Below are 23,339 nucleotides of genomic sequence, written 5' to 3' on the forward strand. Positions count from 1 at the left end.
CAGGCGGTTTTCGCCTTCCGGCGGCTTGATCGTGAGTTTTTTGTATTCTAAGGGGATGGGGTGTTGTGCGGCCAGTTGTGGTCAAAAATGGCGGCGGCATAAGAAACTCCATTCCGGTTCCTTACGAACTACTACCATGTAACCCAAAAATTATTTTCCGCCGTTAAACTGCGCCGGCAGCACTCGAGCTGCGAAAGTCCTCCTCACGCCCGCGCTCGTCACCCTTAATGCACGCAACCGCAAAAACCTGCTCGCCATCCCGCCACTCCGCGAGCACGCCTTTGCGGGCTTATCAGTCGCGCCGCACATTCCTGAAATCGTCGGCAAGCGTGTTGCTGCTCTCCGGCATGAGCAGTTCACTGCTGTCGGCTTGCGGGGGCGGAAATCTGGACGCCGATCAGCCGGAAACGCCACGCCTCACCTCGGTGAGTAACTTCCGCGATGTGGCAGGCGCGGCCGCCGGCTATCCCACGGTTGACGGCAAGCAGATGCGCCGCGGCGCCTTTTATCGCGCGAACGCGCTGACCCTTAGCGCCGCCGACACGGCCGCGCTCGACAAACTGGGCATCGCTTCCGTCTACGATCTGCGCACGCCCGGCGAAACCGCGCGTACCGCGGATATCCTGCCCGCCGGTGCGACATCGCAAGCGCTCGACGTGCTGGGTGTCAGCGACTTCGTCGCCCCAACGTTCGACACGGCAGGCGCCGCCGTCGCGTTCATGGAAGCCCAGGCGCGCGCCTATGTCACCGGCGCCGCCCAGCGCGTCGGCTACGGCGAGCTCCTCACGCGACTCGCCAATGGCGCGGGCGCGCAACTGTTTCATTCCAATGCGGGTAAAGATCGCGCCGGCTGGGTCGCGGCTCTCCTGCTCAGCATTGCCAACGTGCCGCTCGACGTCATCATGCAGGACTATCTGCTGAGCAACGTCTATCTGGCTCAGTCGATTGCGGCGCAGACCGCGACGGTACGCGCGCAGGACGGCGACGCGGTCGCCACGATCGAGTCGCCCTTGTTCACTGTCCAGGACAATTATCTGCAGGCGGGGTTCGATCAGGTGCAGGCGAGCTACGGCACGATGGCGAGCTATCTGACACAAGGCCTGGGCCTGTCTCAAGCGACGATCGACACGTTGCACGACCGCCTCGTCGTCTGACTCGCGCTCGCTGCGCCTGGTGTTGCGCGGACTACGCCGGCAGGTATAGACGAAAAAAAAGTCCGCCCCAAATAAGCGGGCGGACAGAGAAGGGCGGCATCGAGGTTGCCGGGGGCGACTATAAGGCCGCAACCATCACAAAAGCCCATCCAGTAAGGGCGTGTAAGTGCCCGTGCTCAACGCCGCTTCACCCTTCTCGATCATCCTTACGCATGTGCCGTTCCAACCGGCAATTCGATCCGTACTTCCAGCCCGCCTTGCGCGTGATTGCGCACATGGCAGCGTCCGCCGCGATCGTGCGCGAGCCGCGCGACAATCGCGAGACCCAGGCCGCAATGACCTTCGCCGCCGCGTGCCGCGTCGAGCCGTACGAACGGTTTCATCGCCGCGGCGATGCGGTCGTCGGGAATGCCTGGGCCGTGGTCGCGCACGCTGATTACCCAATGCCGTTCATCGCGCGCCGTGGCGATATCCACCGGCGGTGAGCCGTGCTCGAGCGCGTTGTCGACAAGGTTCGTGACCAGCCGGTCGAGCAAGGTGCGCGGCAGCGTGAACGACGAACCGGCGCGCAGATCGAGCGTGAAGAGCGGCGTCTCGGTGCTGTCGCTGGCGGAAAACTGTTCCTGCAGGAATTCGTCGACTTCGACCGGCGGCCCTGCGTCGGCGGACTGGCCCGCAAACTCCAGAAACTGCTGGACGATGTTGGTCAGCGAGTCGACGTCGCGGATCAGGCCGGCGCGCTCGTTTTCCGCGACCAGTACGCTCGCACGCAACTTGAGCCGCGTGAGCGGCGCTTTCAGATCGTGCGCGACGCCGGCCAGCATCACCGCCTGGTCGTCTCCGGCTTCGTTCAGGCGCCGCATCATGTCGTTGAAGGAGCCGATCAGATCGCGCAGTTCGCGCGGGCCCTGCACGGTCACGGGTTCCGGCCGGCCGCCTGAACCGAACGCGCGGGCGGCATCGGCCACGCGCGACAGCGGCCGTTGCATCTGCCAGACCGCGAACAGCGACAGAATCAGCGCGGCCAGCAGCATCGAGATGGATTCGACCACGAAGCGCGGGCGCGGCGGCACGTCCACCGGCACGACAACCCAGTTCGATTTGCCGGGGAACAGCACCCATAGCTGCGGCGGGCGCAGGTCGTCGACGGCGATTTGCGTGCCGGGCGGCAGGTTCTCGCGCAAGTGCCGGCTCAGTTCGACCAGTGGACGCTGATCCGGCGTGCGCAGATGGACGCTCGACGGCATGTTCCAGGTGGGCACGAGGTGCACGCGCATGGCGGGCGCGAGCGCGGCGCCCTTCATCGGCTCGCCGTTGATGGCCTGCAGCACGAGCAGAATGCCGCGCGCGAAGCCGTCGATTTCGTGGCGCGGCGGCTGCATCACCACCAGCACGAACCACCCGGCCTGAATCGCGAACAACACCGCTGCCGACAGTAACGCCATTCTGCCGAACAGCGTGTTCAGCGGGTTTCTCATGCGCTTGAGGCAGCCTCGTCGGCGAACGGCGTGCCGTCGGCGTCGGGCACGAATACGTAGCCTTTGCCGCGCACCGTCTGCACATAGCAGGGATTGGACGGGTCGTCTTCGATCACGCGGCGCAGGCGCCAGATCGGCACGTCGAGGCTGCGGTCGCGGAAGGCGAGATTGTCGCGATGCACGAGATCGTGGATCAGCACGCGCGACAGCACCTTGTACGGATTGTTGACGAAAATCTTTAGCAGGGCGAACTCGCTGTCGCGCAGCGGCAGCTTCGAGTCGTCGCGTGACAGCGAGCGGGTGGCGAAGTCGAGTTCGAACGGCCCGAAGCGATACGGCTTGCGGGCTTCCGGCGCGCTCGTAGTGGACGGCCCGCGGCGGCGGAGCACCGTATGGATGCGCGCGAGCAGTTCGCGTGGGTCGAACGGCTTGGTCAGGTAGTCGTCCGCGCCGAGCGAAAGCCCAACGATGCGGTCGGCCACCGTACCGCGCGCCGTCACGAAGATCACCGGAATGTCGTCGCCGGCGGCACGCAGCGCAGTGAGCGCGCGTAAGCCGTCGGTGTTCGGCATCATGATGTCGAGCACGACGACCGACGGCCGTTCACGTTCGAGCCGGCGTTGCAAATGGGTGCCGTCGTGCAGCACTGACGCGTCGAAGCCGTTCGTCTGCAGAAACTTGCAAAGCAGATCGCGCACAACCGGGTCGTCGTCGACGATAAGGACCTGTGGATTCATGGCGAAATTCTAGACTGGCACGCGCGGCGTGCGGCCGACTGTTTTCTTACCAATGCTTACCCAAACTCGCGCCGTGCCCGCCGGTCCGGGCGTGAGGCCCGCCAACAAAGGCTCACGGCATATTTCACTGCCGCCACATCTGGCAACGCGTCCGTAATGCGTTGGCCCATTTGCCCATGCGCTGCGCGGCGTGGAAGTCATTTTGCACCGCTGGAATTCCTCCGGGGAAAGAATCTGCGCGCAATTGCTACTGACGGCAAGGGGTCGCAACGGGTCGTAAGAACCGCGGAAAAGCGCGCGTTCCTTCGCGCATCGCCACCGCGTGCGCGGCGAGATGATTCGTCGTGCAGTACGTTGCGCCGCATGTCGAAAACAGCCTAACGCCTTGGGCCCACGGCAGGCGGCGTGAAATCGAAACCTAGCGCCACGCGAGGCTCATCATGACCGTTCATAGCAATCTCAGCTCAACCCGCTTTTCTTCGCTCGCGCCCACGCCGCCAGCGGAAAAACCCGCAGCCCCAAACAACTCGCTGGCCACGCCGCAAGCACGGGAGTCCGCCAGCGAGGCGCTCCCGTCGCTGCCGTCGGGGCTGGTCGGGCATCACGTCAACACGACTGCCTGACGCACCGAGGCCCGTGTGTCGACCCCGAGCATTCCTGACTGTTTCATCCGTGTCGCTGCGTGGTTGACGCTCGGCGCGGCGCTGCTGCCACTTGGCGGCTGCGCCGTCGCCGCGCTGCCGTGCCGGCTGACAGCGGCCACGCTGAAAATCGTTCCGGTCGTCGGCCATGCCGCGGCTACCCCGTTCGACATGTGTTCATCTGCCATCGACTGAATCATGAGACTCAAACGGATTGCCTGCGCGCTGGCGCTGCTGGGCGGCGCGCTCTCGATGCTCGCTGAGGCGCAGCCCGTCGCGCGCGAAGCGAATGCGGCCAGCGCCGCGTCGAAGGCTGCTTCCGCTGACGCACGCCGGCGCTCGCAGGACACGCCGTTCGCGTTTCGCGGCATTGCGCTCGGCATCACGCTCGACGAGTTCCGCGCGGGTTCGACCGTGCGTGCTACGCCGATTGGCAGCGTGCCCGTCTGCGAGACGGACGTGCAGGCGGGCGCGCTCGGCATGCGGTTGAAATCGCGCGAGAGTCTGACGGTCGCCTGCCGCTGGGCGCATCGTGCGGACGATGGCTGGGCGGTGTCGCAAGCCGTCGTCGACGGTGCGCCGGCATTGGAGCATGTGCTGCGCTTTGCGCGTGTCGACGGCCAGAGCGCGCTGCGTCTGTACGAGATTTCCTTCGTGATCGACGAGATCACCGCCGAAGACCTGCGCGACGCGCTCGCGGACCGCTATGGCACGCCGCGTCTGGTGACGCAAAGCGTGTCGTCGTCGGGCGCGATGCCGGTCTACGTGTGGGAAAACGCGGTGAGTTCGATCACGTTGTGTTTTCTGCCGGGCACTCGCAACGGCACGCTCACCTATCTGCTGAAAGGCTCGGACGCATGGGTGAAATCGGTCGTGCGGCAATGGCAGGCGAGCGGCGCCGAGGCGGGGTGATGTGCCGCCTCACCTGTCGCGCTGGTTGTGGGCGCATGCGTGGCTCAGATTGCATCGTTGAACAAAGCATCGGCACCACGACTGCAAAGTCCGTTTTTTACCCGGCCGACCCGGCCAAGGAGCATGCATGACTGCGCTACGTCTCACTGTCGCGCTAGGCGTGGCGGCCTGCCTCGCGGCTTGCGGGAGCGGCCAACAGCCGTCAATCGTCGAAACGCCGATGTCGCCGCCGCTCGCGTCGGCGCCGCTGAACGTCAATACGCAGGGCGCGATCTATCAGGCCGGCGCGCCCTTGCTGCTCTACGAAACACCGCGTGCGCAGCATATCGGCGATGTGCTGACGATCCGCTTGTCGGAATCGTACAGCGGCAACAACAGCGCGACCGCTGCCGCGAGCCGTTCGAGCAGCATCACCGCGACTGCAGCCGATCAGTCGACCAACGCAGCCGCGCGGCTCGCGAGGCTGTTCAACATCGGCTCGGCCAGTACTGACTACAAGGGGCAGGGCAGTCTCACCGACGTCAGCGGCATGACCGGCACGTTGGCCGTGACCGTGATCGGGACGATGTCGACCGGTAATCTGGTGGTGTCGGGCGAGAAGGTGATCGCGATGAGCGGCAACCGCGACCGCTTGCGCCTGTCGGGCATCGTCAATCCGAAGGATATCGAAGCAGGCAACTATGTGGCGTCGAGCAAGGTCGCGAATGCGCGCATCGAGCAGGCCGGCGTGGGGATGGTGTCCGACTCCACCACGATGGGCTGGCTGCAGAGAATGTTTCTGAGCGTGCTGACGTTCTAGCGTCGACGCGGTGTGCGCGAGATGCGAGACACGCCGCGTAGGTTTACCTAAGTCCGAGGCCTGGCGCCGAGGTCTCGCCAGGCAAACATCACGCAAGCGGTGGCGCGTTACGTTCCGCTGCGCCGATTTCACCGTCCGGCACGAACACGTAGCCGCGTCCCCAGACGGTCTGCACATAGCGAGGCTCGGACGGATCCACTTCGATCAGCCGCCGCAAACGCCAGATCGAGACGTCAAGGCTGCGGTTGCGATGCACCTCGCTATTGCCGTGCAGTTTCTCCAGCAACTGCGCGCGCGTGAGTACGCTCATCGCGTGCGTGACGAACACCTTGAGCATCGCGAATTCGCTCGAACGCAGCGCAATCCGCTCACCGTCGCGGCGCAATTCGCGCGCCGGAAAATTCACCTCGAAACGACCGAAACGATAGGGCGCGCGTTGCTCCGGCGCGCTCGGTGCAATCGTGCCGCGGCGGCGCAGGACCGTGCGAATCCGCGCGACCAGCTCGCTCGGTTCGAATGGCTTGCCGAGATAATCGTCGGCGCCGAGTTCGAGGCCGATCACGCGGTCGATCGGATCGGCGCGCGCGGTCAGCAGGATCACAGGAATATCGTCGCCGGCGACGCGCAATGCGCGCAACGCGCTAATGCCGTCGAGCTCCGGCATCATGATGTCGAGCACGACCAGCGCGGGACGCTCGTCCTGCAAGCTGCGCTGCAGCGCCATGCCGTGTTCGAGCGTGGACACCTTGAAGCCACGCCCCAGCAGATATTCGCTGACGAGCTCGCGTACGACGGGGTCGTCGTCGACGACCAGAATGGATTGGTTCATCCAGGTCATCTTAGTGATCCACGCGCGCGGCGCAAAGCGCGAAACGCTTTCGAATCCTTTCTCGCGTAAGAGAAAGCAAGCAGGCCGTGCGCCTAGTTTGCCAGCGACGTCTGGATGGTCTGCATCGGCTGCCGGGCCAGATCGGTCTGATCGACCACCATCTTGTCGATCAGACCATTGAGCTTGGTCGAGGCGGTAGAGAAGCGGTCGGTGTTGAGGCCGCCGGTCTGGTAACGCGCGGTGACGAGAATGCGCCCGTGCTGGATCAGCGTCAGATCGATGATCGACAGATACTGGATCGTTTCGTCGCTGAACGAACGGCGGCCGTAGTCGATCGCGGCGTTGTAGACGAGGCGCGCTTCGCATCCGGCGGGTGAGGTGCCCGGATTGTAGACGTCCGAACGAATACCGCGCCGGTCGAGCGCAAGCTGCAGCGCCGGCACGAAATCGCCGACCGTCACAGTCTGATTCACTTCGATGCAGACGTTATGCACGTTCGCCGGCCGGCCGTTGACGAAGGTCGGCGACGAGTAGTTCGCCGCGATCGCGTAGCCGGCCTGAATCACGGAGCCGGTGGCGTCGGCCGCCGAGATCAGCGTCCACGCGCAGCCGTTCAGACCGAATGCGAGGGTCGCCGAGGCGGCGAGCCACGCACAAGGCCGCCGCAACATGACCCACGCGGCCATTGGGGCCCGCGTGAAAGCGTAAGCGCGCAAGCTCGGCATAGAGGTCATGATGCGGTGCCTGATGGCGGTGAGGAAGTGCGGCGAATGACAACGGGTCTCAGCGGAAAAGCAGCGGAACGTGGCAAAAACGGCCGACGCTCAGCGCGTGACGCGCAGGCGCAGTTCGTTTTGCCCTTGCACGCTGGCCGTCACGTTCACGCGCCGATCTTCGGTGGTCACGATGAAATGCTGACGCGTCGGCGTGTTGACGTCGTGCACGACGTTGGGAAAGCAGGCAGCGATATCGGCGCCGAATTCTTCGAGCGGATCGTTGACGACACCGTCGGCTTGCCAGTGTGCGCGCCAGTGGCAATCGTAGGCGTGCGTGTTGGCGCGGCAGTCGTCCACGGCCGATACGCCCGGCAGTTGCGCGGCAGGTTGCGCGTGCAACTGCTTGAAATCGGGTGCGTCGACGATGTGTTTGAGCGCGGGGCAAACATCCGCCGGCTCATTGGGCTGGGTGGCTTGCGCAGCGTACGCGGCGCTCGTGAGCAGCAGGGCTGCGCCAAGCGCAAGCGCTGCGCGCTGGGTCAAAGGATGGAAGCGGTGATCGAATGACATGTGCGGAGAGTCCAGTAGCAGTGAGGGGCGTGGCGGGCGGCGCATGGTACAGCCCGCACGACTATCGTCGCTGCTGCAGGGGATTTTCAAAGCGCGGAACAGCTTGCCCGCTTCGCAAATGCTTTCGAACTGTTCTCGCGTGTTTCCGGATGTTGCGGCGTGCTGCCTAGCCGAGCGTCAGGCCGCCGTCGATATGGATCACCTGGCCGGTGATGTGACGCGCTTCGTCGGAGAGCAGGAAGGCGATCAGCGCGGCGATATCCGCGGGCTCGGCGACGTGACCGAGCGGTGTCGCTTCGGCGGCGCGAGTCCACACCGATGCATTATCGGCACTTGGGCCGCGATCTTTACGGGTATAGCCGGGCGCCACGCAATTGACCGTCACGCCATGCGGCGCAAGTTCGGCGGCTGCGGTTTTGGCCAGTGACTCGATCGCCGCTTTCGCCGCAGCCGTTGCGGCGAACGGCGCATCCACGCGATAGCGATGCGCGACGAACGAACTGAGCGCGACCACGCGTCCTCGCTTCGAGGTTTCCAGGGCGGGCGTCGCACGCTTGACGAGCGCGGCGAACGCGGCCGGCATGGCGGCGAAGGCGGCGCTGAACACGTCAGCGTCGAGTGCGTTGAGCGTTTGCCGTTGCGCGTGGCCGGCGTTCGCTACCAACTGATCAAGCGCGCCGAAGTTCGCGAGCGTTTGATGAATTACGTGTTCCGCGGCGCCGCGTTCGGCCAGATCGCCGAACACCGTCGCGCAGCGCGCGCCGTTCGCGCTGCAATCGGCGGCGACTTGTGTAAGACGCTGGCGCGCTTCGTCGTCGGCGCCGCGGGCGTGCAGCATCAACGCGGTGCGCGGCGCGGCGATGCGCCGGGCCAGTGCGGCGCCGATGCCGGAGCCCGCGCCGGTGATCAGGACGAGCCGATCGAGTTCGGCACCGCTCATGCCGGTCGTGCTGCTCGCGTCACCGGTGCCGCTCATGTCGCTCGCGTTGTTCACGCTGTTCACGCGGCGATCGGTTCGCCCGAGCGCTCGACGTCGAGCGTTTCGCCATGGAACGCCGCCAGCGATTCGCGATGCGCGACACTGACGATCGCCGCCTGCGGCAGTCGCTCGGTGAACAGGTGATAGAGGCGTGCTTCGTTTTCCGAATCGAGCGCGCTGGTTGCTTCGTCGAGGAACAGATAGTCCGGCTTATGCAGCAGCACACGGGCGCCGGCGAGACGTTGTTGTTCGCCCGGCGAGAGAACGCGTGTCCAGTGTCCCGATTCCTGCAGGCGGTCGGCGTATTCCGACAGGTGGCAGGTGACGAGCGCTTCGCGGCATTCTTCGTCGGTGTAGGTGTCAGCAGAGGATGGATAGGTGAGCGCGGCTTTCAGTGTGCCGATCGGCATGTAGCTGACCTGCGGGATGAACATCATGCGCGCGTTGACTGGTGCGTCGATCGAGCCGTCGCCGAACGGCCACAATCCTGCGAGCGCGCGCATCAGCGTGCTCTTGCCCGAGCCGGACGGACCACGAACCAGCCAGCGCGAGCCCGGCGTGATTGCGATATCGCGGATGCGCGACAGCGGGTTGCCGTTCGGCAGCGCAAGCTGAAGGCCGTCTGTGGAGAGCTTGTCTTCGTCGACAAAATGCAGGTTGATGCCGCCATGCGCGGTGGCGGGCGACACTGATTCCTTCAAACGCGGCGCATGCACGACGCGGCTGAATTCACGCAACCGGTTCACGGTAGCGCGCCATTCGACCAGGGTGCCGTAACTGTTGATGAACCACGAAAACGAATCGCTGACGGTACCGAATGCGCTCGAAATCTGCATCAGCACGCCGAACGTGAAAGCGCCCGCGAAGTAACGGGGTGCTGCCACCACCAGCGGAAAGATGATCGCGATCTGGCCGTAGAAGCTCAGCACGAAGGTGAGCCGCTTGGTGTACTTCATCACCTGCCACCAGTTGTCGCGGATGCGGCCAAACAGCGATTGGGTGTTCTTCTTCTCGGTCTCCATACCATCGTAGAAGGCGATCTGCTCGGCGTTTTCACGCAGACGGATCAGGCCGAAACGGAAATCCGCCTCGACTTTCTGCGCCTGGTAATTGATCGACACGAGCGGATGGCCGACCTTCTGGATGATCAGCGAGCCGACCACCGCGTACAGCGCCGCGGCCCACACCATGTAGCCCGGAATCTGTATCGGCATGCCGCCGAGCGAGACGGTCAGCGCACCGGCCAGCGACCACAGGATCGTGATGAACGACACCAGCGTGACGACCGTGGACAGCAGGTCGAGCGTCAGCGAGAGCGTGGTGGTGGCGAACGATTGCAGGTCGTCGCTGATCCGCTGGTCGGGGTTGTCAGCGAGCCGGTCGCGTTCGATACGGTAGAAGGCGCTGTCGTGCAGCCACTCGTTGAGATAGCGCGTGGTCAGCCACTGGCGCCAGCGGAAGCCGAGCATCTGGCGCAGATAGCGGCCGTACACGGCCAGAATGATGAAGCCGAACGCAAGCCCCGAGAACACCATCAGCAGATGCGGGAAGTCGTGGACGTTCTTGGTCTGCAGCGCGTTGTAGAAGTCGGCGCTCCAGCGGTTCAGGCGCACGTTGATCCACACGACGAGCAGATTCATAACGATGATCGCGATGAGCAGCCCCCACGCCGTTTTTCGTTCTTCGGAAACCCAGTAAGGTTTGATCAGGCTCCATGCGGAGACTTTATCGTCCGGCGGCAGCGCGGGGCTGGAAGCGGTATTCGGTGTCATGAGCATCCTGGTGAAGTGCTGGCCCGTGCCGGGCGGGCCCCAGTCGGGCCGGCCCCACGGCGGGTTTGCGGTGCGTGCCCCGGGCGTCGTGCTCGACGAACGCACGTCCGGGTAAGCGCCCGATTCTGGCGCGAAGCCCTTAAGTGAAAATTAATTTCCGCTCAGAGGTCCCGCCTCGATGCCGCTGGCGCTCGGGCGGCGAAGCATGTCACCCGCGCGCCAGCGGCATCCGGTCCTGGCATTGTGCCAGAGCGTTGCAGTCGGCCGTATTGATGAATCGAAAGATAGTGACGGATCAACGGCGTGTGCCCGCAGAGGCCGTTGGTTTGCGGGCGCTGCGCCTTTTATGGTCTAATGACCTTCGACGAAACAGGGGTGCTTTGCCCACAGGCTGCGTGATTTTCATGCAGCGGCGGCGAGGCTGAGAGAGACCCTTTGCACCCGATCCGGGTAATACCGGCGCGGGAAGTTTCCGGAAGCAGCCAGTCTTCCATTCCCCGCCGGGCGGCGTCCGTCATTGGACGTGCTTATTGCCCGGCCGGCCTCACCCGCCGGTTTCGTCCTGGGTACGTGCGTTTCTTTGCCGTACGGAAAGGACTCGATGACCGCCTATTCTTCAGACATGTGTTTTGCTCTTCGCCACGCTTTCGTCGGTTGTGTTCGCGCGCCGTGCTGCTTTAGCGTTGCTTGCCGCTGTGACTCGGAGTGCGCGCGATGAATCGTTCTGCTCAACCCGATTTCGCCGTGCTCGGCGGTGGGCTGTGCGGGCGCCTCGTCGCGTGGCGTCTCGCCGGTGAAGGGCATCGCGTGGCGCTCTATGAGCGCGGCGATGCTGCAGGTACGCAAGCGGCGGCCTGGGTCGCCGCCGCCATGCTGGCGCCGCTGGCCGAAGCCGCCAGTGCTGAACTGCTGATCACCCGTCTCGGCGCGAGTTCGCTCGATTCCTGGCCGCGAGTGCTGGCCGAATTGCCCGAACCAGTGTTCTTCCAGCGCAATGGCACGCTCGTCGTATGGCATCACGCCGACCGCACCGAAGCGCCACTGTTCGAACGCCGGGTGCGCTCGAACGCGCCTGCTGAATTGCTCGACGGTGGCTTCGTGACGCTGGCGGGCGCTCAGGTCGGCGCCGCCGAGCCCGCATTGGCGGGCCGCTTCAACCAGGGCTGGTTGCTGCCGCGCGAAGGCCAACTGGATAACCGTCAGGTGCTGACCGCGCTCGCCGCGGGCCTCGCCCAGCGCGGTGTCGAAACGCACTGGAACACGCCGGTCGACGATCATGCGCTGCCGTCCGCACGCATTACGATCGACTGCCGTGGGTTGGGCGCGAAGTCTGTGCTGCCCACGCTGCGCGGCATTCGCGGCGAAGTTGTACGCGTGCATGCGCCCGGTATCAAGCTGACGCGGCCGGTGCGCCTGCTGCATCCGCGCTACCCGCTGTATATCGCGCCGAAGCAGGACGATCTCTACGTGATTGGCGCCACCGAAGTGGAAGGCGAGGACATGTCGCCGGTCAGCGTGCGCTCGGCGCTCGAGTTGCTGAGCGCTGCGTTTTCCGTGCATCCCGGCTTCGGCGAGGCACGCATCCTCGAACTGAATTCGCAGTGCCGCCCGACTTTGCCGGACCACCGTCCGGCCTTGCTGTGGGATGGCGCGCAGACATTGCGCGTGAACGGCCTGTACCGGCACGGCTACATGATCGTGCCCGAAGTCGCCGACGAAGCCGTGCGCTTCGCCGCGGCGCTGCTCGACGGCCGCATTGGCGACGCCGATGCTTTCGCCGACTGGCAAAGTGCCGCGCGCTGGAGCGAGCTGTTTCAACTGGACTCCACGCGGGAGCCGGCATGAGCGTTGCGCGCCTGCTGGCGAAATAGCCGCGGGATAAACAAGCGCGCGCCGCTGCCCCACTCGATTGAACCGTATTCGAACACCATGGACATTCATATCAATCAAAAGCCGTTGTCGTTGCCCGAAGGCGCGACTGTCGCCGATGCGCTTGCCGCGTTCGGCGCGCGTCCACCATTCGCGGTCGCGCTGAACGGCGATTTCGTCGCACGTACCCAGCATGCGGCGCGCGCGCTGCAGCCGGGCGACAAGCTCGATGTCGTGCAACCCGTGGCCGGCGGTTAAGCCCCGCGCCACGCCTTGCCGGAGACCAGGATTATGCAAATGACTGCCCCCCAAACCGCCGACGCGCTCACGCTCTACGGCCAGACTTTCGCGAGCCGTGTGCTGCTCGGCACCTCGCGCTATCCATCGCTGCAATCGCTGTCCGATTCGATCGACGCGGCGCAGCCCGGCATGGTGACCGTCGCGCTGCGCCGGCAGATGAACGAAGGCGGCGCCGAAGCCGGTTTCTTCGACCTGCTCAAACGCCATGGCGTCCCGCTGCTGCCCAATACCGCCGGCTGCCTGACCGTCGGCGAGGCGGTGACGACCGCGCATATGGCGCGTGAAATCTTCGAAACCGAGTGGATCAAGCTCGAACTGATCGGCGACGACTACACGCTGCAGCCCGACCCGGTCGGCCTGATCGAAGCGGCCACGCAGCTGATCAAGGACGGCTTCAAGGTGCTGCCGTATTGCACCGAAGATCTCGTGATCGGCCGCCGCCTGCTCGATGCGGGCTGCGAGGCGCTGATGCCGTGGGGCGCGCCGATCGGCACCGGCAAGGGCGTGATCAATCCGTACGGCCTGCGCGTCTTGCGCGAGCGCTTGCCCGACGTGCCGCTGATCGTCGATGCCGGCCTCGGCGTGCCGTCGCACGCGGCGCAAGTGATGGAGTGGGGCTTCGACGGCGTGCTGCTGAACACCGCCGTTTCCCAGGCGACGCACCCCGACGCAATGGCGCGCGCCTTCGCGCTGGGCGTCGAAGCGGGCCGCCAGGCTTTTCTGGCGGGGCCGATGGCCGAACGCGAAAGCGCGCACGCGAGCACGCCGGTGGTCGGCATGCCGTTCTGGCATCAAGACGGGAGCGCCGCATGACGCAAACTTTGCCTTTGACTGGCCGCGACCTCTTCTGGCCGCCCGCTGACGAACTCACCGAAGCTGCCGAGCGGATCCGCGCCCGCTTGGGCGAGTGGCCGCCGACCCATGCGCCGTGGCGCATCTGCCTGACCGCGCCGGACGAGCCGAACGGCGGAGACCTGATCATCGTCGCCGACGCGCAGCAGCATGGCGAGCAGGTGGCGCGCTGGCAGGTGCAGGGCGCAGGCGTGATCGTCGCCGCCGAGAACGCGGCGACGTTGCATCTGGGCGGCGAGAAATACAGTCTGGAAGGCCATCTGGCGGAAGACTGGATTCCCGCGCTGGCGGCGTTTCTGGATTGCGGCTTTGATCCGCACGACGCGCTGGTTTTGGCGCTGGCGTGGCGCGACGGCGACGAAACCAAAGCGGAGGACGCATTTCCGGCCGATATCGCGCACTTCCCACGCCTCGCCGGTCTGCCGGCCGCGCCGGCGCAAGCGTTCGCGCGTTGCCCCGACAGGCTCGGGCTGTACCCGGTGCTGCCGACCGCGGAGTGGGTCGAACGGGTGGTGGGTTTTGGCGTGAAAACGGTCCAGTTGCGCCGCAAATCGGCCGAACCTGCCGACGAACTGAAGCGCGAAATCGCCCGCTGTGTCGCCGCGGGCCGTGAGCACGATGCCCAGGTTTTCATCAACGATCACTGGCAAGCCGCGCTGGAAGCGGGCGCCTACGGCGTCCACCTCGGCCAGGAAGACGTGCATACGGCCGATCTGTCGGCACTTGCCACCGCTGGCATCCGCCTCGGTCTGTCGACGCACGGTTTCTACGAGATTCTGAAAGCACTGCATTTCCGGCCAAGCTACATTGCATTGGGCGCGGTGTTTCCGACCACCACCAAGGTCATGCCGACCGCGCCGCAGGGCCTCAAGCGTCTGGTGCGGTATGTACGCCTGCTCGACGGCGTCGTGCCTCTGGTGGCGATCGGCGGAATCGATCTGCAGGTGCTGCCGGACGTGCTGGCGACGGGCGTGGGTTGCGCGGCCGTGGTGCGCGCCGTGACCGAGGCCGCCGACCCGGCTGTCGCTGTTTCTGCGCTGCAACATGCGTTTACGCAATAATCGTCAAGTTCAGTAAAGGGACAGGGCACCTCACGGCAGCATTTCCATGATGGCCCTATAATTCGGCCTTCCGTGTAAAAGGACTGTCAGTTTCGTGTCTTCCTCCCCTGAGACCTTACTCGAGCTGCGCGACGTCGACTTCGGTTATGGCGACCGGCTCGTCCTGTCGAACCTGAATCTGCGCTTCAAGCGCGGCCAGGTCGTTGCGGTTATGGGCGGCTCGGGTTGCGGCAAAACAACGGTGCTGCGTCTGATCGGCGGTCTGGTGCGCGCGCAGCGCGGCCAGATCCTGTTTCATGGCCAGGACATCGGCCAGCAGACGCGCGACGGCCTCTACGCGCTGCGCCGCAAGATGGGCATGCTGTTCCAGTTTGGCGCGTTGTTCACCGATATGTCGGTGTTCGAAAACGTCGCCTTCGCCTTGCGCGAGCACACCGACCTCCCCGAAGAACTGATCCGCGACCTCGTGTTGATGAAGCTCAACGCGGTCGGGTTGCGCGGCGCGCGCGACCTGGCGCCTTCGGAGATTTCGGGCGGTATGGCGCGGCGTGTGGCGCTCGCCCGGGCGATTGCGCTCGACCCCGAGCTGATGATGTACGACGAGCCGTTCGCCGGCCTCGATCCGATCTCGCTCGGCATCACCGCGAACCTGATTCGCGCGTTGAATCAGGCACTTGGCGCGACGTCGATCCTCGTCACGCACGACGTGCCGGAATCGTTCGCGATCGCCGATTACGTCTATTTCCTTGCCAACGGCGGGGTGCATGCCGAAGGCACGCCGGCTGAGCTGCGCGCGTCGACCGATCCTACGGTGCGCCAGTTCATCGACGGCGCGCCGGACGGCCCGTTCAAATTCCACTATCCCAGCAAGACGCCACTCGCGGCGGACTTCGGCATTGGCGGAGGTCAGTCATGATCAGCGCGCTTGGTCGCTCGGTACTCGACGGGCTGGGCACGGCCGGCTACGCCACGCGGTTCTTCTTCCGGCTGCTGCTCGAGTTTTTCCCATTGCTGCGCCGGCCGCGCCTTGTCACGAAGCAGATCCACTTCGTGGGTAATTATTCGCTGGTGATCATCGCCGTGTCGGGGCTGTTCGTCGGCTTCGTGCTCGGCTTGCAGGGTTATTACACGCTGAACCGCTACGGTTCCGAACAGGCGTTGGGCCTGCTGGTCGCGCTTTCGCTGGTGCGCGAACTCGGGCCGGTGGTCACGGCGCTGCTGTTCGCGGGCCGCGCCGGCACGTCGCTCACGGCCGAAATCGGCTTGATGAAGGCGGGCGAGCAATTGACCGCGATGGAAATGATGGCGGTGGACCCGGTCAAGGTCGTCGTCGCGCCGCGCTTGTGGGCGGGCATTATTTCCATGCCGATTCTGGCCGCGATTTTCAGCGCGGTCGGCGTGTTCGGCGGTTATGTGGTGGGTGTGCTGCTGATCGGCGTCGATGCCGGCGCGTTCTGGTCGCAGATGCAAGGCGGCGTCGATGTCTGGCGCGACGTGGGCGCCGGGGTCATCAAGAGCGTGGTGTTCGGCCTCGCGGTGACCTTTGTGGCGCTGTTTCAGGGCTACGAAGCCAAGCCGACGCCGGAAGGCGTGTCGCGCGCCACGACCAAGACGGTCGTGTACGCGTCGCTTGCGGTGCTCGGCCTCGATTTTCTGTTGACCGCACTGATGTTCAGCTAAAACTGCGCTGCACGTTTCCGTTCGGCGGGCGCGCCTCGGTTTGCGCGTCACGGGAGCGGGAGCAGCGTGGCGGATTCACTTTGGGATGACGATGAAAAAGACTGCTCTCGACTTCTGGGTCGGCCTGTTCGTGGTGTTGGGTTTCGTGGCGTTGCTGTTTCTCGCGCTGAAGGCCGGCAACATGAGCTCGTTGTCGTTTCAGGCAACGTACCCGGTCAAGCTCAAGTTCGACAATATCGGCGGACTGAAGGCGCGCGCACCGGTGAAGAGCGCGGGCGTGACGGTCGGCCGGGTTGCCTCGATCGGCTTTGACAGCAATGCGTATCAGGCGGTTGTCACGATCGATATCGACAAGCAATACCCGTTTCCGAAAGACACGTCGGCGAAGATCCTGACCTCGGGTCTGCTCGGCGAGCAATACATCGGGCTCGAACCCGGTGGCGATAGTGAGATGCTTAAAGCGGGTGACACGATCTCGATGACACAATCGGCAATCGTGCTGGAAAACTTGATCGGACAATTCCTGTATAGCAAGGCCGCGGACTCGGGCGCATCCAAGCCGGGCGCGGGTTCGGCCACACCTGCGGCCGCCCCTGCCACGGCACCCGCGTCGGCGGCGCCGACTCTGCCCGCCTCTGGCGCGGCCGGTCAATAAGGAGAATAAAAATGCAGACCCTACGCAAACGAGGCGTGCGCACCGTCCAGATAGCGACCTTCGCGCTCGCGGCCGCTACGCTCGCCGGCTGCTCGACCGTGCAGACGCCGACCAAGGGCGATCCGCTCGAGGGCTTGAACCGCACCATCTTCACCGTCAACGACAAGCTCGATCAGTACGCGCTGAAGCCGGTCGCGAAGGGCTACGTCTTCATCACGCCGCAGCCGGTGCGCGACAGCGTCACCAACTTCTTCTCGAATATCGGCGACGTCTACATCGCGGCGAACAATCTGCTGCAGTTGAAGATCACCGATGGCGTCGAAGACATCATGCGGATCGTGATCAACACGGTGTTCGGCGTTGGCGGTCTGTTCGACGTGGCGACGCTCGCTAAACTGCCCAAGCATGACAACGACCTCGGCCTGACGCTCGGGCACTACGGCGTGCCGCCGGGTCCTTACCTCGTTCTGCCGCTGTTCGGTCCGAGCACGGTGCGCGACGCGGTCGGCTCGATCGGCAACTACTATGTGAATCCGCTCAGCTACATCAATCCGCCAGGCCTGACGTGGGCGCTGTACGGCGTGAACGTGATCAATACGCGTGCGAACCTGCTGAACGCGAGCGATGTACTGGAAGGCGCCGCGCTGGATAAGTACTCGTTCGTGCGTAACGCGTATCTGCAGCGCCGCCAGTATTTGTTGTCGGACGGCAAGCAGTCGCAGTCGCTGCCGAACTACGGCGACGAAGCGCCGCTGCCGAAGTACGACGACGTCGATAGCGGTGCGGCTGCGGCGCCAGCAGGCACGCAGGGTGCTGCCGCGAAAGCATCGGCTGCGTCCGGTGCGGCCGCCGCAACGCCGCCGCAAGCTGCTTCGGCGGCTGGCGCAACCACGGGCGCAACCGGCACGGCGGCTGCGCCTGAAGCCGCCTCCGGCGGCTCCGAAACACCGCCGCTCGACCTGAACGGCGGTCCGGAAACGACGCAGATTCCGGCCGGCCAACTGGTTCCGCCGACGCGTTTCAACTTCCCGTCATTCAAATTGCGTTGATCGTGCGGCCGTAACACCTCGATACGACTCTCGCAGTTTGCGCATGGATTGCTGCTGAACTCGCGTGTTAATGTCGGCTCCAACGGTTGCACTATTTTTAAGGCAAGCAAGGTTCGATATGAAAAAACTATTCCTGATTCCGTTGTTCGCAGCGCTGTTTTCGTTCGCCAGTGCCGGTGCCTCGGCGCAAACGGTGGACTCCAATTCGCCGGACGGCCTGGTCAAGACCGTCACCCAGCAGGTGATCGATGCGATCCACGCCGACAAGTCGATCCAGCAAGGCGACATCACCCACATCACTCAGCTCGTCAACGAAAAGATCCTGCCGTACACCGATTTCCGCCGCACCACGCAACTGGCGATGGGCCGCAACTGGCGCACCGCGACGCCGGAGCAGCAAAACGCCGTCGTCGAGCAGTTCAAGATGCTGCTGATCCGCACGTATTCGGGCGCGTTGGCACAAGTGCGCGACCAGCAGATTCAGTACAAGCCGTTCCGCATGAACCCGGACGACACCGACACGGTGGTGCGCTCGGTGGTGATGAACAACGGCTCGCCGATCGAACTCGACTATCGTCTGTACAAGACGCCGAACGGCTGGCGTGTGTATGACATCAACGTGCTCGGCGCGTGGCTGATCCAGGCGTATCAGCAACAGTTCAGCGAACAGATCCAGCAGAAGGGCGTGGACGGACTGATCCAGTTCCTCACGCAGCGCAATCAGCAACTGGCCGCGGGCAAGCAGTCGTGAGCGAAGTGCTGAACGCCGTCGTCGCAAGCCGCTTCGAAAGCGGCGCGACGCTGACCCACGAGAGCGCGAAAGCCGCGCTCGAGGCGGGTTTGCAGCGCATCGCAGCGGGCGCGACCGGCGTGGATTGCGCGCCGCTCGCGCAATTCGACTCGTCCGCGCTTGCCGTCCTGCTCGCGTGGGAGCGTGCCGCCCAGGCGCGCGGCATCGCGTTCGAGATCGTCAATCTGCCGGCTGGTCTCGCCAGCCTCGCACAAGCCTACGGCGTCGATACCCTGTTATGTCGACCGGAGTTAGCGCTTTAGCGGTTACTCCGGTCCCATGCTGCTTGCAGCGCGCGCGACATTGACGCTCCCCTAGCGTCACTTCCAATCGCCCCGGCCGAGCCGGGGCTGCCGATTTTTGCCCTATAATCAAACGTTTTTCGGGGCATATAACCGGCCCCAATTTCGTCCCTTCCAGCACTTTTGCGCCCCCTCGGGGCTCCTTTAGGCGCCGCGACGCACGCGGCCCACAGTCATGTCAGCCATAGAAATTCGTAACGTCAAGAAGCGCTACAAGGATTTGCAGGCGCTCAAGGGCGTCAGCCTCACGGTGGAAGAAGGCGAGTTCTTCGGACTGCTCGGTCCGAACGGCGCGGGCAAGACAACGCTCATCAGCATACTCGCGGGTCTCGCGCGCGCCGATGAAGGCAGCATTGCGGTGCGCGGCCATGACGTAGTCAGCGATTTTCGCGACGCGCGCCGCGCGCTCGGCGTGGTGCCGCAGGAGCTCGTGTTCGATCCCTTCTTCACGGTGCGCGAAACCTTGCGCATCCAGTCCGGCTACTACGGGCTGCGCAACAACGACGCGTGGATCGACGAGATCATGGCCAATCTCGACCTCACCGAGAAAGCTGACGCCAATATGCGCGCGCTGTCGGGCGGCATGAAGCGCCGCGTACTCGTGGCGCAGGCGCTGGTGCACCGGCCGCCGGTGATCGTGCTGGATGAGCCGACCGCGGGCGTCGACGTCGAGTTGCGTCAAACCTTGTGGAAATTCATCTCGCGCCTGAATCGCGAAGGTCACACGATCGTGCTGACCACGCACTATCTGGAAGAAGCCGAATCGCTGTGCGACCGCATCGCGATGTTGCGGCGCGGCGAGGTCGTCGCGCTCGAGCGCACCAGCACGCTGCTGCAGCGCTTTGCGGGCATGCAGCTGTTCCTGCGTTTTACGCAAGGTGTGTTGCCGGCCGAGTTGCGTCCGCTCGAAGTGGAAAGCGGCGCGGGTAACGGCAATGGCCGGCAGCATCTGCTGCGGCTCGCGAGCTATGACGACGTCGAGCGGATTCTCGCGCAGTGTCGCGCAGCGGGCTGCGCATTCGAAGAAATCGAGGTCCGCAAAGCCGACCTCGAAGATGTGTTCGTTCAGGTGATGAACGGTCCGGAAGTGATCGAGGGGCTGGCATGAGCGGCTTTCGCACGCTGTTTTACAAGGAAATCCTGCGTTTCTGGAAGGTGTCGTTCCAGACCGTGCTGGCGCCGGTCATCACCGCGCTGCTGTATCTGACGATTTTCGGCCACGCGTTGCGCGGTCACGTTCAGGTCTATCCGGGCGTCGAGTACACGAGCTTTCTGATTCCCGGTCTCGTGATGATGAGCGTGCTGCAGAACGCATTTGCGAATAGCTCGTCCTCGCTGATCCAGTCGAAAATCACGGGCAACCTGGTGTTCGTATTGCTGCCGCCGTTGTCGCACTACGAGATGTTCGGCGCGTATGTGCTCGCCGCCGTGGCGCGCGGATTGGCGGTCGGCTTCGGCGTGTTCATCGTGACGATCTGGTTCGTGCCGGTCAGCTTTAGCGCGCCGCTTTACATCATCGCGTTCGCGATTTTCGGCGCGGCGATTCTGGGCACACTCGGTTTGATCGCCGGCATCTGGGCTGAAAAGTTCGATCAGCTTGCTGCATTTCAAAACTTTCTGATTATGCCGCTCACGTTCCTCTCGGGCGTGTTCTACTCGACGCATACGCTGCCACCGGTGTGGCGCGAAGTGTCGCGGCTCAATCCCTTTTTCTACATGATCGACGGCTTTCGCTACGGTTTCTTCGGGATGTCGGATATCAATCCGCTCGTGAGCCTTGCGATCGTTGCCGGTTTCTTTGTGGTGCTGGCCGTGGTGGCGATGCGCATGCTCGCCTCCGGCTACAAACTGCGCCACTGATCAGGAGCATCCCTCATGTTGCCGACTCCCGAACAGGTCAAGCAATACATCGCGGCTGGGCTCGCTTGCCAGCATCTCGAAGTCGAAGGCGACGGTCAGCATTTCTTTGCGACCATCGTTGCCGAGAGCTTCGAAGGCAAGCGTCTGATCCAGCGCCATCAACTCGTGTATGCGGCGCTCGGCGACCGCATGCGCGAAGAAATCCACGCGCTCAGCATGAAGACGCTGACGCCCGCCGAATGGCAGAACGCGTAATCTGGAAATTTAGTGCGAATTACTCAAGAAGGGCGCGACGCCGGTAGCGGCGCGTCGAACACAGTCAAAGCGGGCCCGGCTGAAGTCCGGGTCAATCAGGAACTGACAGGCATGGATAAACTCGTCATTGAAGGTGGCTACCCGCTGTCGGGTGAAGTCGTCGTCTCAGGTGCCAAGAACGCGGCGTTGCCGATTCTGTGCGCGAGTCTGCTGAGCGCGGAGCCGGTGCATCTGGAGAACGTGCCCGACTTGCAGGACGTGCGCACGATGCTCAAGCTGCTCGGCCAGATGGGCGTGCAGATCGAGAGCGGCGAGGGCTGCGTGTCGCTGGATGCGTCGAAGGTCGATAACCTCGTCGCGCCGTACGAAATGGTGAAGACCATGCGTGCGTCGATCCTCGTGCTCGGCCCGCTGGTCGCGCGCTTCGGTCACGCTCGCGTGTCGCTGCCGGGCGGCTGCGCAATCGGCGCGCGTCCGGTGGATCAGCACATCAAGGGTCTGCAGGCCATGGGCGCCGAGATCACGATCGAGCACGGCTTCATCGAAGCGCGTGCGAAGCGTCTGAAGGGCGCGCGCATCGTGACCGACATGATCACCGTGACGGGCACCGAAAACCTGCTGATGGCAGCGGTGCTGGCCGAGGGCGAAACGGTCATCGAGAACGCCGCGCGTGAGCCGGAAGTGGGTGACCTCGCGCATCTGCTGGTCGAGATGGGCGCAAAGATCGAAGGTATCGGCACCGACCGTCTGGTGATCCAGGGCGTCGACAAGCTGCATGGCGCAAAGCACACGGTGATTCCGGATCGTATCGAAGCCGGCACGTTCCTGTGCGCGGTCGCGGCTGCCGGTGGCGATGTCACATTGCGTAAGGTGCGTCCGCTGATTCTGGAAGCGGTCACCGAGAAGCTGCGCGAAGCCGGCGTCGCGATCGAAGAGGGCGACGACTGGATGCGTGTGCGCATGGACAAGCGTCCGAGCGCGGTGAGCTTCCGCACGTCCGAATATCCGGCGTTCCCGACCGACATGCAGGCGCAGTTCATGGCGCTCAACACGCTCGCGGACGGCACCTCGCAAGTCGTCGAGACGATCTTCGAGAACCGCTACATGCACGTGCAGGAGTTGAACCGCCTCGGCGCGAACATCACGATCGACGGCAACACCGCGCTCGTGACCGGCGTCGAGAAGCTGTCCGGCGCGAAGGTGATGGCGACCGACCTGCGTGCGTCGGCGAGCCTCGTGATCGCCGCGCTGCGTGCCGAAGGCGAAACGCTGATCGACCGTATCTATCACCTGGATCGCGGTTACGACCGGATGGAAACCAAGCTCAACGCCATCGGCGCCAAGGTGCGCCGTATCTCGGGGAGCCAGGCATGAGTTCGATGCCGCAAACGTCGTCGTCGCCGGCTGTGAGCGCACCGCTCACGCTGGCTTTGTCGAAAGGGCGTATCTTCGAAGAGACGCTGCCGCTGCTCGCCGCAGCCGGCATTGAAGTCGCCGAAGATCCGGAAACCTCACGCAAGCTGATTCTGCCCACTACGGATGCGAATGTGCGCGTGATCATCGTGCGCGCCACGGACGTGCCGACCTACGTCGAATACGGCGCAGCCGACTTCGGCGTGGCCGGCAAGGACGTGCTGCTCGAGCACGGCGGCAGCGGACTGTATCAGCCGGTCGATCTGGATATCGCGCGTTGCCGGATGTCGGTCGCAGTGGCGGCCGGTTTCGACTACGCGAACGCGGTGCGCCAGGGCGCACGTCTGCGCGTGGCGACCAAATATGTGGAAACCGCACGTGAGCATTTTGCCGCCAAGGGCGTGCACGTCGATCTGATCAAGCTGTACGGTTCGATGGAGCTGGCGCCGCTGGTCGGCCTCGCCGATGCGATCGTCGACCTGGTGAGTTCCGGCAATACCTTGCGCGCCAACAATCTTGTCGAGGTGGAAGAGATCATGCAGATTTCGTCGCGCCTCGTTGTGAACCAGGCAGCGCTGAAGCTCAAGCGCGCGGCGCTGCGGCCGATCCTCGACGCGTTCGAACGCGCGTCGAAGGCCGGCGCTGCGGCCTGAAAAGTTTGACTAC

Annotated in this window: 27 protein-coding genes and 1 riboswitch; of the genes, 20 read left to right on the top strand and 7 right to left on the bottom strand. The window is 64.2% G+C overall.

From position 1 onward, the window contains the following. Positions 1-227: 227 nt before the first annotated feature. The gene (locus tag FSO04_RS17760; protein WP_154560952.1) at positions 228-1,154 is read left to right on the top strand and encodes a tyrosine-protein phosphatase; all 927 of its coding nucleotides are present in this window, start codon (positions 228-230) and stop codon (positions 1,152-1,154) included. 206 nt (positions 1,155-1,360) lie between these two features. Here the strand turns inward: FSO04_RS17760 and FSO04_RS17765 are convergent, their stop codons facing one another. Both FSO04_RS17765 and FSO04_RS17770 read right to left on the bottom strand, forming a co-directional pair. Further along, the gene (locus FSO04_RS17765; protein WP_154560954.1) at positions 1,361-2,632 is read right to left on the bottom strand and encodes an ATP-binding protein; all 1,272 of its coding nucleotides are present in this window, start codon (positions 2,630-2,632) and stop codon (positions 1,361-1,363) included. Next, positions 2,629-3,369: a response regulator gene (locus FSO04_RS17770; RefSeq protein WP_115781190.1), complete on the bottom strand. Its 741-nt coding sequence runs from the start codon at positions 3,367-3,369 to the stop codon at positions 2,629-2,631. The genes FSO04_RS17765 and FSO04_RS17770 overlap by 4 nt, the downstream gene beginning before the upstream one ends. A 440-nt stretch (positions 3,370-3,809) precedes the next feature. Between FSO04_RS17770 and FSO04_RS17775 the strand changes: the two genes are divergently transcribed. The 4 genes from FSO04_RS17775 to FSO04_RS17790 all read left to right on the top strand — a co-directional run bounded on the left by FSO04_RS17775 (position 3,810) and on the right by FSO04_RS17790 (position 5,721). Next, positions 3,810-3,992 (top strand): hypothetical protein, encoded by a 183-nt coding sequence (locus tag FSO04_RS17775; RefSeq protein ID WP_154560956.1) that lies wholly within the window; start codon positions 3,810-3,812, stop codon positions 3,990-3,992. 45 nt (positions 3,993-4,037) lie between these two features. Continuing rightward, a complete protein-coding gene (locus FSO04_RS17780; protein ID WP_323135781.1) occupies positions 4,038-4,205 on the top strand; it encodes a DUF6726 family protein in 168 nt (55 codons plus the stop codon). A gap of 3 nt (positions 4,206-4,208) precedes the next feature. Beyond that, positions 4,209-4,922, top strand: coding sequence for a hypothetical protein (locus FSO04_RS17785; protein ID WP_154560960.1), 714 nt, complete (start codon positions 4,209-4,211; stop codon positions 4,920-4,922). 127 nt (positions 4,923-5,049) lie between these two features. After that, positions 5,050-5,721, top strand: a complete 672-nt coding sequence (locus tag FSO04_RS17790) for a flagellar basal body L-ring protein FlgH (protein WP_154560962.1) — start codon at positions 5,050-5,052, stop codon at positions 5,719-5,721. An 88-nt stretch (positions 5,722-5,809) separates the two neighbouring features. Here the strand turns inward: FSO04_RS17790 and FSO04_RS17795 are convergent, their stop codons facing one another. The 5 genes from FSO04_RS17795 to FSO04_RS17815 form a co-directional block, all read right to left on the bottom strand. Beyond that, positions 5,810-6,550, bottom strand: a complete 741-nt coding sequence (locus FSO04_RS17795) for a response regulator (protein WP_154560964.1) — start codon at positions 6,548-6,550, stop codon at positions 5,810-5,812. Positions 6,551-6,642: 92 nt separating this feature from the next. Beyond that, positions 6,643-7,284 (bottom strand): hypothetical protein, encoded by a 642-nt coding sequence (locus FSO04_RS17800; RefSeq protein ID WP_154560966.1) that lies wholly within the window; start codon positions 7,282-7,284, stop codon positions 6,643-6,645. Positions 7,285-7,374: 90 nt separating this feature from the next. After that, complete coding sequence (locus FSO04_RS17805; protein WP_154560968.1) at positions 7,375-7,836, bottom strand: hypothetical protein; 462 nt, start codon at positions 7,834-7,836, stop codon at positions 7,375-7,377. 166 nt (positions 7,837-8,002) lie between these two features. Next, positions 8,003-8,776 carry an SDR family NAD(P)-dependent oxidoreductase gene (locus tag FSO04_RS17810; protein ID WP_154561058.1) on the bottom strand — a complete coding sequence of 258 codons (774 nt, stop codon included), beginning with the start codon at positions 8,774-8,776 and terminating at the stop codon, positions 8,003-8,005. 59 nt (positions 8,777-8,835) lie between these two features. Then, entirely contained in the window at positions 8,836-10,587 is a 1,752-nt protein-coding gene (locus tag FSO04_RS17815; RefSeq protein ID WP_154560970.1) for an ABC transporter ATP-binding protein/permease, read from the bottom strand. A gap of 361 nt (positions 10,588-10,948) precedes the next feature. Next, positions 10,949-11,072: riboswitch (TPP riboswitch) on the top strand. A 229-nt stretch (positions 11,073-11,301) separates the two neighbouring features. On the opposite strand from FSO04_RS17815, the gene FSO04_RS17820 reads away from it, so the two are divergent. The 15 genes from FSO04_RS17820 (at position 11,302) to hisG (ending at position 23,326) form a co-directional block, all read left to right on the top strand. Further along, the gene (locus tag FSO04_RS17820) at positions 11,302-12,432 is read left to right on the top strand and encodes an FAD-dependent oxidoreductase (protein ID WP_154560972.1); all 1,131 of its coding nucleotides are present in this window, start codon (positions 11,302-11,304) and stop codon (positions 12,430-12,432) included. An 84-nt stretch (positions 12,433-12,516) separates the two neighbouring features. Then, entirely contained in the window at positions 12,517-12,714 is a 198-nt protein-coding gene (thiS, locus tag FSO04_RS17825) for a sulfur carrier protein ThiS (protein ID WP_028199627.1), read from the top strand. A gap of 39 nt (positions 12,715-12,753) precedes the next feature. Continuing rightward, on the top strand, positions 12,754-13,569 hold the full coding sequence (locus FSO04_RS17830) for a thiazole synthase (protein WP_054036603.1): 816 nt from the start codon (positions 12,754-12,756) through the stop codon (positions 13,567-13,569). Further along, positions 13,566-14,669: a thiamine phosphate synthase gene (thiE, locus tag FSO04_RS17835; protein WP_154560974.1), complete on the top strand. Its 1,104-nt coding sequence runs from the start codon at positions 13,566-13,568 to the stop codon at positions 14,667-14,669. The genes FSO04_RS17830 and thiE overlap by 4 nt, the downstream gene beginning before the upstream one ends. A 94-nt stretch (positions 14,670-14,763) precedes the next feature. Next, a complete protein-coding gene (locus FSO04_RS17840; RefSeq protein WP_168435726.1) occupies positions 14,764-15,585 on the top strand; it encodes an ABC transporter ATP-binding protein in 822 nt (273 codons plus the stop codon). Next, a complete protein-coding gene (mlaE, locus tag FSO04_RS17845) occupies positions 15,582-16,349 on the top strand; it encodes a lipid asymmetry maintenance ABC transporter permease subunit MlaE (RefSeq protein ID WP_054036607.1) in 768 nt (255 codons plus the stop codon). Before FSO04_RS17840 ends, mlaE begins: the two co-directional genes overlap by 4 nt. Positions 16,350-16,440: 91 nt before the next feature. Then, the gene (gene mlaD, locus FSO04_RS17850; protein ID WP_154560976.1) at positions 16,441-17,004 is read left to right on the top strand and encodes an outer membrane lipid asymmetry maintenance protein MlaD; all 564 of its coding nucleotides are present in this window, start codon (positions 16,441-16,443) and stop codon (positions 17,002-17,004) included. Between the two features lie 11 nt (positions 17,005-17,015). Continuing rightward, a complete protein-coding gene (locus FSO04_RS17855; RefSeq protein ID WP_154560978.1) occupies positions 17,016-18,053 on the top strand; it encodes an MlaA family lipoprotein in 1,038 nt (345 codons plus the stop codon). A gap of 118 nt (positions 18,054-18,171) precedes the next feature. After that, positions 18,172-18,804: an MlaC/ttg2D family ABC transporter substrate-binding protein gene (locus tag FSO04_RS17860; protein WP_154560980.1), complete on the top strand. Its 633-nt coding sequence runs from the start codon at positions 18,172-18,174 to the stop codon at positions 18,802-18,804. Beyond that, the gene (locus FSO04_RS17865) at positions 18,801-19,106 is read left to right on the top strand and encodes an STAS domain-containing protein (protein ID WP_097390546.1); all 306 of its coding nucleotides are present in this window, start codon (positions 18,801-18,803) and stop codon (positions 19,104-19,106) included. The genes FSO04_RS17860 and FSO04_RS17865 overlap by 4 nt, the downstream gene beginning before the upstream one ends. A 214-nt stretch (positions 19,107-19,320) precedes the next feature. Further along, positions 19,321-20,253, top strand: coding sequence for an ABC transporter ATP-binding protein (locus FSO04_RS17870; protein WP_154560982.1), 933 nt, complete (start codon positions 19,321-19,323; stop codon positions 20,251-20,253). Continuing rightward, a complete protein-coding gene (locus FSO04_RS17875) occupies positions 20,250-21,005 on the top strand; it encodes an ABC transporter permease (RefSeq protein WP_093643443.1) in 756 nt (251 codons plus the stop codon). The genes FSO04_RS17870 and FSO04_RS17875 overlap by 4 nt, the downstream gene beginning before the upstream one ends. 15 nt (positions 21,006-21,020) lie before the next feature. After that, the gene (locus FSO04_RS17880) at positions 21,021-21,260 is read left to right on the top strand and encodes a BolA family protein (protein WP_054036615.1); all 240 of its coding nucleotides are present in this window, start codon (positions 21,021-21,023) and stop codon (positions 21,258-21,260) included. An 18-nt stretch (positions 21,261-21,278) separates the two neighbouring features. After that, on the top strand, positions 21,279-22,634 hold the full coding sequence (murA, locus tag FSO04_RS17885) for a UDP-N-acetylglucosamine 1-carboxyvinyltransferase (RefSeq protein ID WP_372342735.1): 1,356 nt from the start codon (positions 21,279-21,281) through the stop codon (positions 22,632-22,634). Continuing rightward, entirely contained in the window at positions 22,631-23,326 is a 696-nt protein-coding gene (gene hisG, locus FSO04_RS17890) for an ATP phosphoribosyltransferase (protein ID WP_093643445.1), read from the top strand. The genes murA and hisG overlap by 4 nt, the downstream gene beginning before the upstream one ends. The last annotated feature ends 13 nt before the right edge of the window (positions 23,327-23,339 follow it).

The sequence above is a fragment of the Paraburkholderia madseniana genome (assembly GCF_009690905.1).
Taxonomy (GTDB): Bacteria; Pseudomonadota; Gammaproteobacteria; order Burkholderiales; family Burkholderiaceae; genus Paraburkholderia; species Paraburkholderia madseniana.

What these genes read in the sequence shown, in the direction of transcription:
- FSO04_RS17760 (WP_154560952.1), top strand. Translation starts at nt 228, where the DNA reads ATGCACGCAACCGCAAAAACCTGCTCGCCATCCCGCCACTCCGCGAGC.
- FSO04_RS17765 (WP_154560954.1), bottom strand. Translation starts at nt 2,632, where the DNA reads ATGAGAAACCCGCTGAACACGCTGTTCGGCAGAATGGCGTTACTGTCG.
- FSO04_RS17770 (WP_115781190.1), bottom strand. Translation starts at nt 3,369, where the DNA reads ATGAATCCACAGGTCCTTATCGTCGACGACGACCCGGTTGTGCGCGAT.
- FSO04_RS17775 (WP_154560956.1), top strand. Translation starts at nt 3,810, where the DNA reads ATGACCGTTCATAGCAATCTCAGCTCAACCCGCTTTTCTTCGCTCGCG.
- FSO04_RS17785 (WP_154560960.1), top strand. Translation starts at nt 4,209, where the DNA reads ATGAGACTCAAACGGATTGCCTGCGCGCTGGCGCTGCTGGGCGGCGCG.
- FSO04_RS17790 (WP_154560962.1), top strand. Translation starts at nt 5,050, where the DNA reads ATGACTGCGCTACGTCTCACTGTCGCGCTAGGCGTGGCGGCCTGCCTC.
- FSO04_RS17795 (WP_154560964.1), bottom strand. Translation starts at nt 6,550, where the DNA reads ATGAACCAATCCATTCTGGTCGTCGACGACGACCCCGTCGTACGCGAG.
- FSO04_RS17800 (WP_154560966.1), bottom strand. Translation starts at nt 7,284, where the DNA reads ATGACCTCTATGCCGAGCTTGCGCGCTTACGCTTTCACGCGGGCCCCA.
- FSO04_RS17805 (WP_154560968.1), bottom strand. Translation starts at nt 7,836, where the DNA reads ATGTCATTCGATCACCGCTTCCATCCTTTGACCCAGCGCGCAGCGCTT.
- FSO04_RS17810 (WP_154561058.1), bottom strand. Translation starts at nt 8,776, where the DNA reads ATGAGCGGTGCCGAACTCGATCGGCTCGTCCTGATCACCGGCGCGGGC.
- FSO04_RS17815 (WP_154560970.1), bottom strand. Translation starts at nt 10,587, where the DNA reads ATGACACCGAATACCGCTTCCAGCCCCGCGCTGCCGCCGGACGATAAA.
- FSO04_RS17820 (WP_154560972.1), top strand. Translation starts at nt 11,302, where the DNA reads ATGAATCGTTCTGCTCAACCCGATTTCGCCGTGCTCGGCGGTGGGCTG.
- thiS (WP_028199627.1), top strand. Translation starts at nt 12,517, where the DNA reads ATGGACATTCATATCAATCAAAAGCCGTTGTCGTTGCCCGAAGGCGCG.
- FSO04_RS17830 (WP_054036603.1), top strand. Translation starts at nt 12,754, where the DNA reads ATGACTGCCCCCCAAACCGCCGACGCGCTCACGCTCTACGGCCAGACT.
- thiE (WP_154560974.1), top strand. Translation starts at nt 13,566, where the DNA reads ATGACGCAAACTTTGCCTTTGACTGGCCGCGACCTCTTCTGGCCGCCC.
- mlaE (WP_054036607.1), top strand. Translation starts at nt 15,582, where the DNA reads ATGATCAGCGCGCTTGGTCGCTCGGTACTCGACGGGCTGGGCACGGCC.
- mlaD (WP_154560976.1), top strand. Translation starts at nt 16,441, where the DNA reads ATGAAAAAGACTGCTCTCGACTTCTGGGTCGGCCTGTTCGTGGTGTTG.
- FSO04_RS17855 (WP_154560978.1), top strand. Translation starts at nt 17,016, where the DNA reads ATGCAGACCCTACGCAAACGAGGCGTGCGCACCGTCCAGATAGCGACC.
- FSO04_RS17860 (WP_154560980.1), top strand. Translation starts at nt 18,172, where the DNA reads ATGAAAAAACTATTCCTGATTCCGTTGTTCGCAGCGCTGTTTTCGTTC.
- FSO04_RS17870 (WP_154560982.1), top strand. Translation starts at nt 19,321, where the DNA reads ATGTCAGCCATAGAAATTCGTAACGTCAAGAAGCGCTACAAGGATTTG.
- FSO04_RS17875 (WP_093643443.1), top strand. Translation starts at nt 20,250, where the DNA reads ATGAGCGGCTTTCGCACGCTGTTTTACAAGGAAATCCTGCGTTTCTGG.
- FSO04_RS17880 (WP_054036615.1), top strand. Translation starts at nt 21,021, where the DNA reads ATGTTGCCGACTCCCGAACAGGTCAAGCAATACATCGCGGCTGGGCTC.
- hisG (WP_093643445.1), top strand. Translation starts at nt 22,631, where the DNA reads ATGAGTTCGATGCCGCAAACGTCGTCGTCGCCGGCTGTGAGCGCACCG.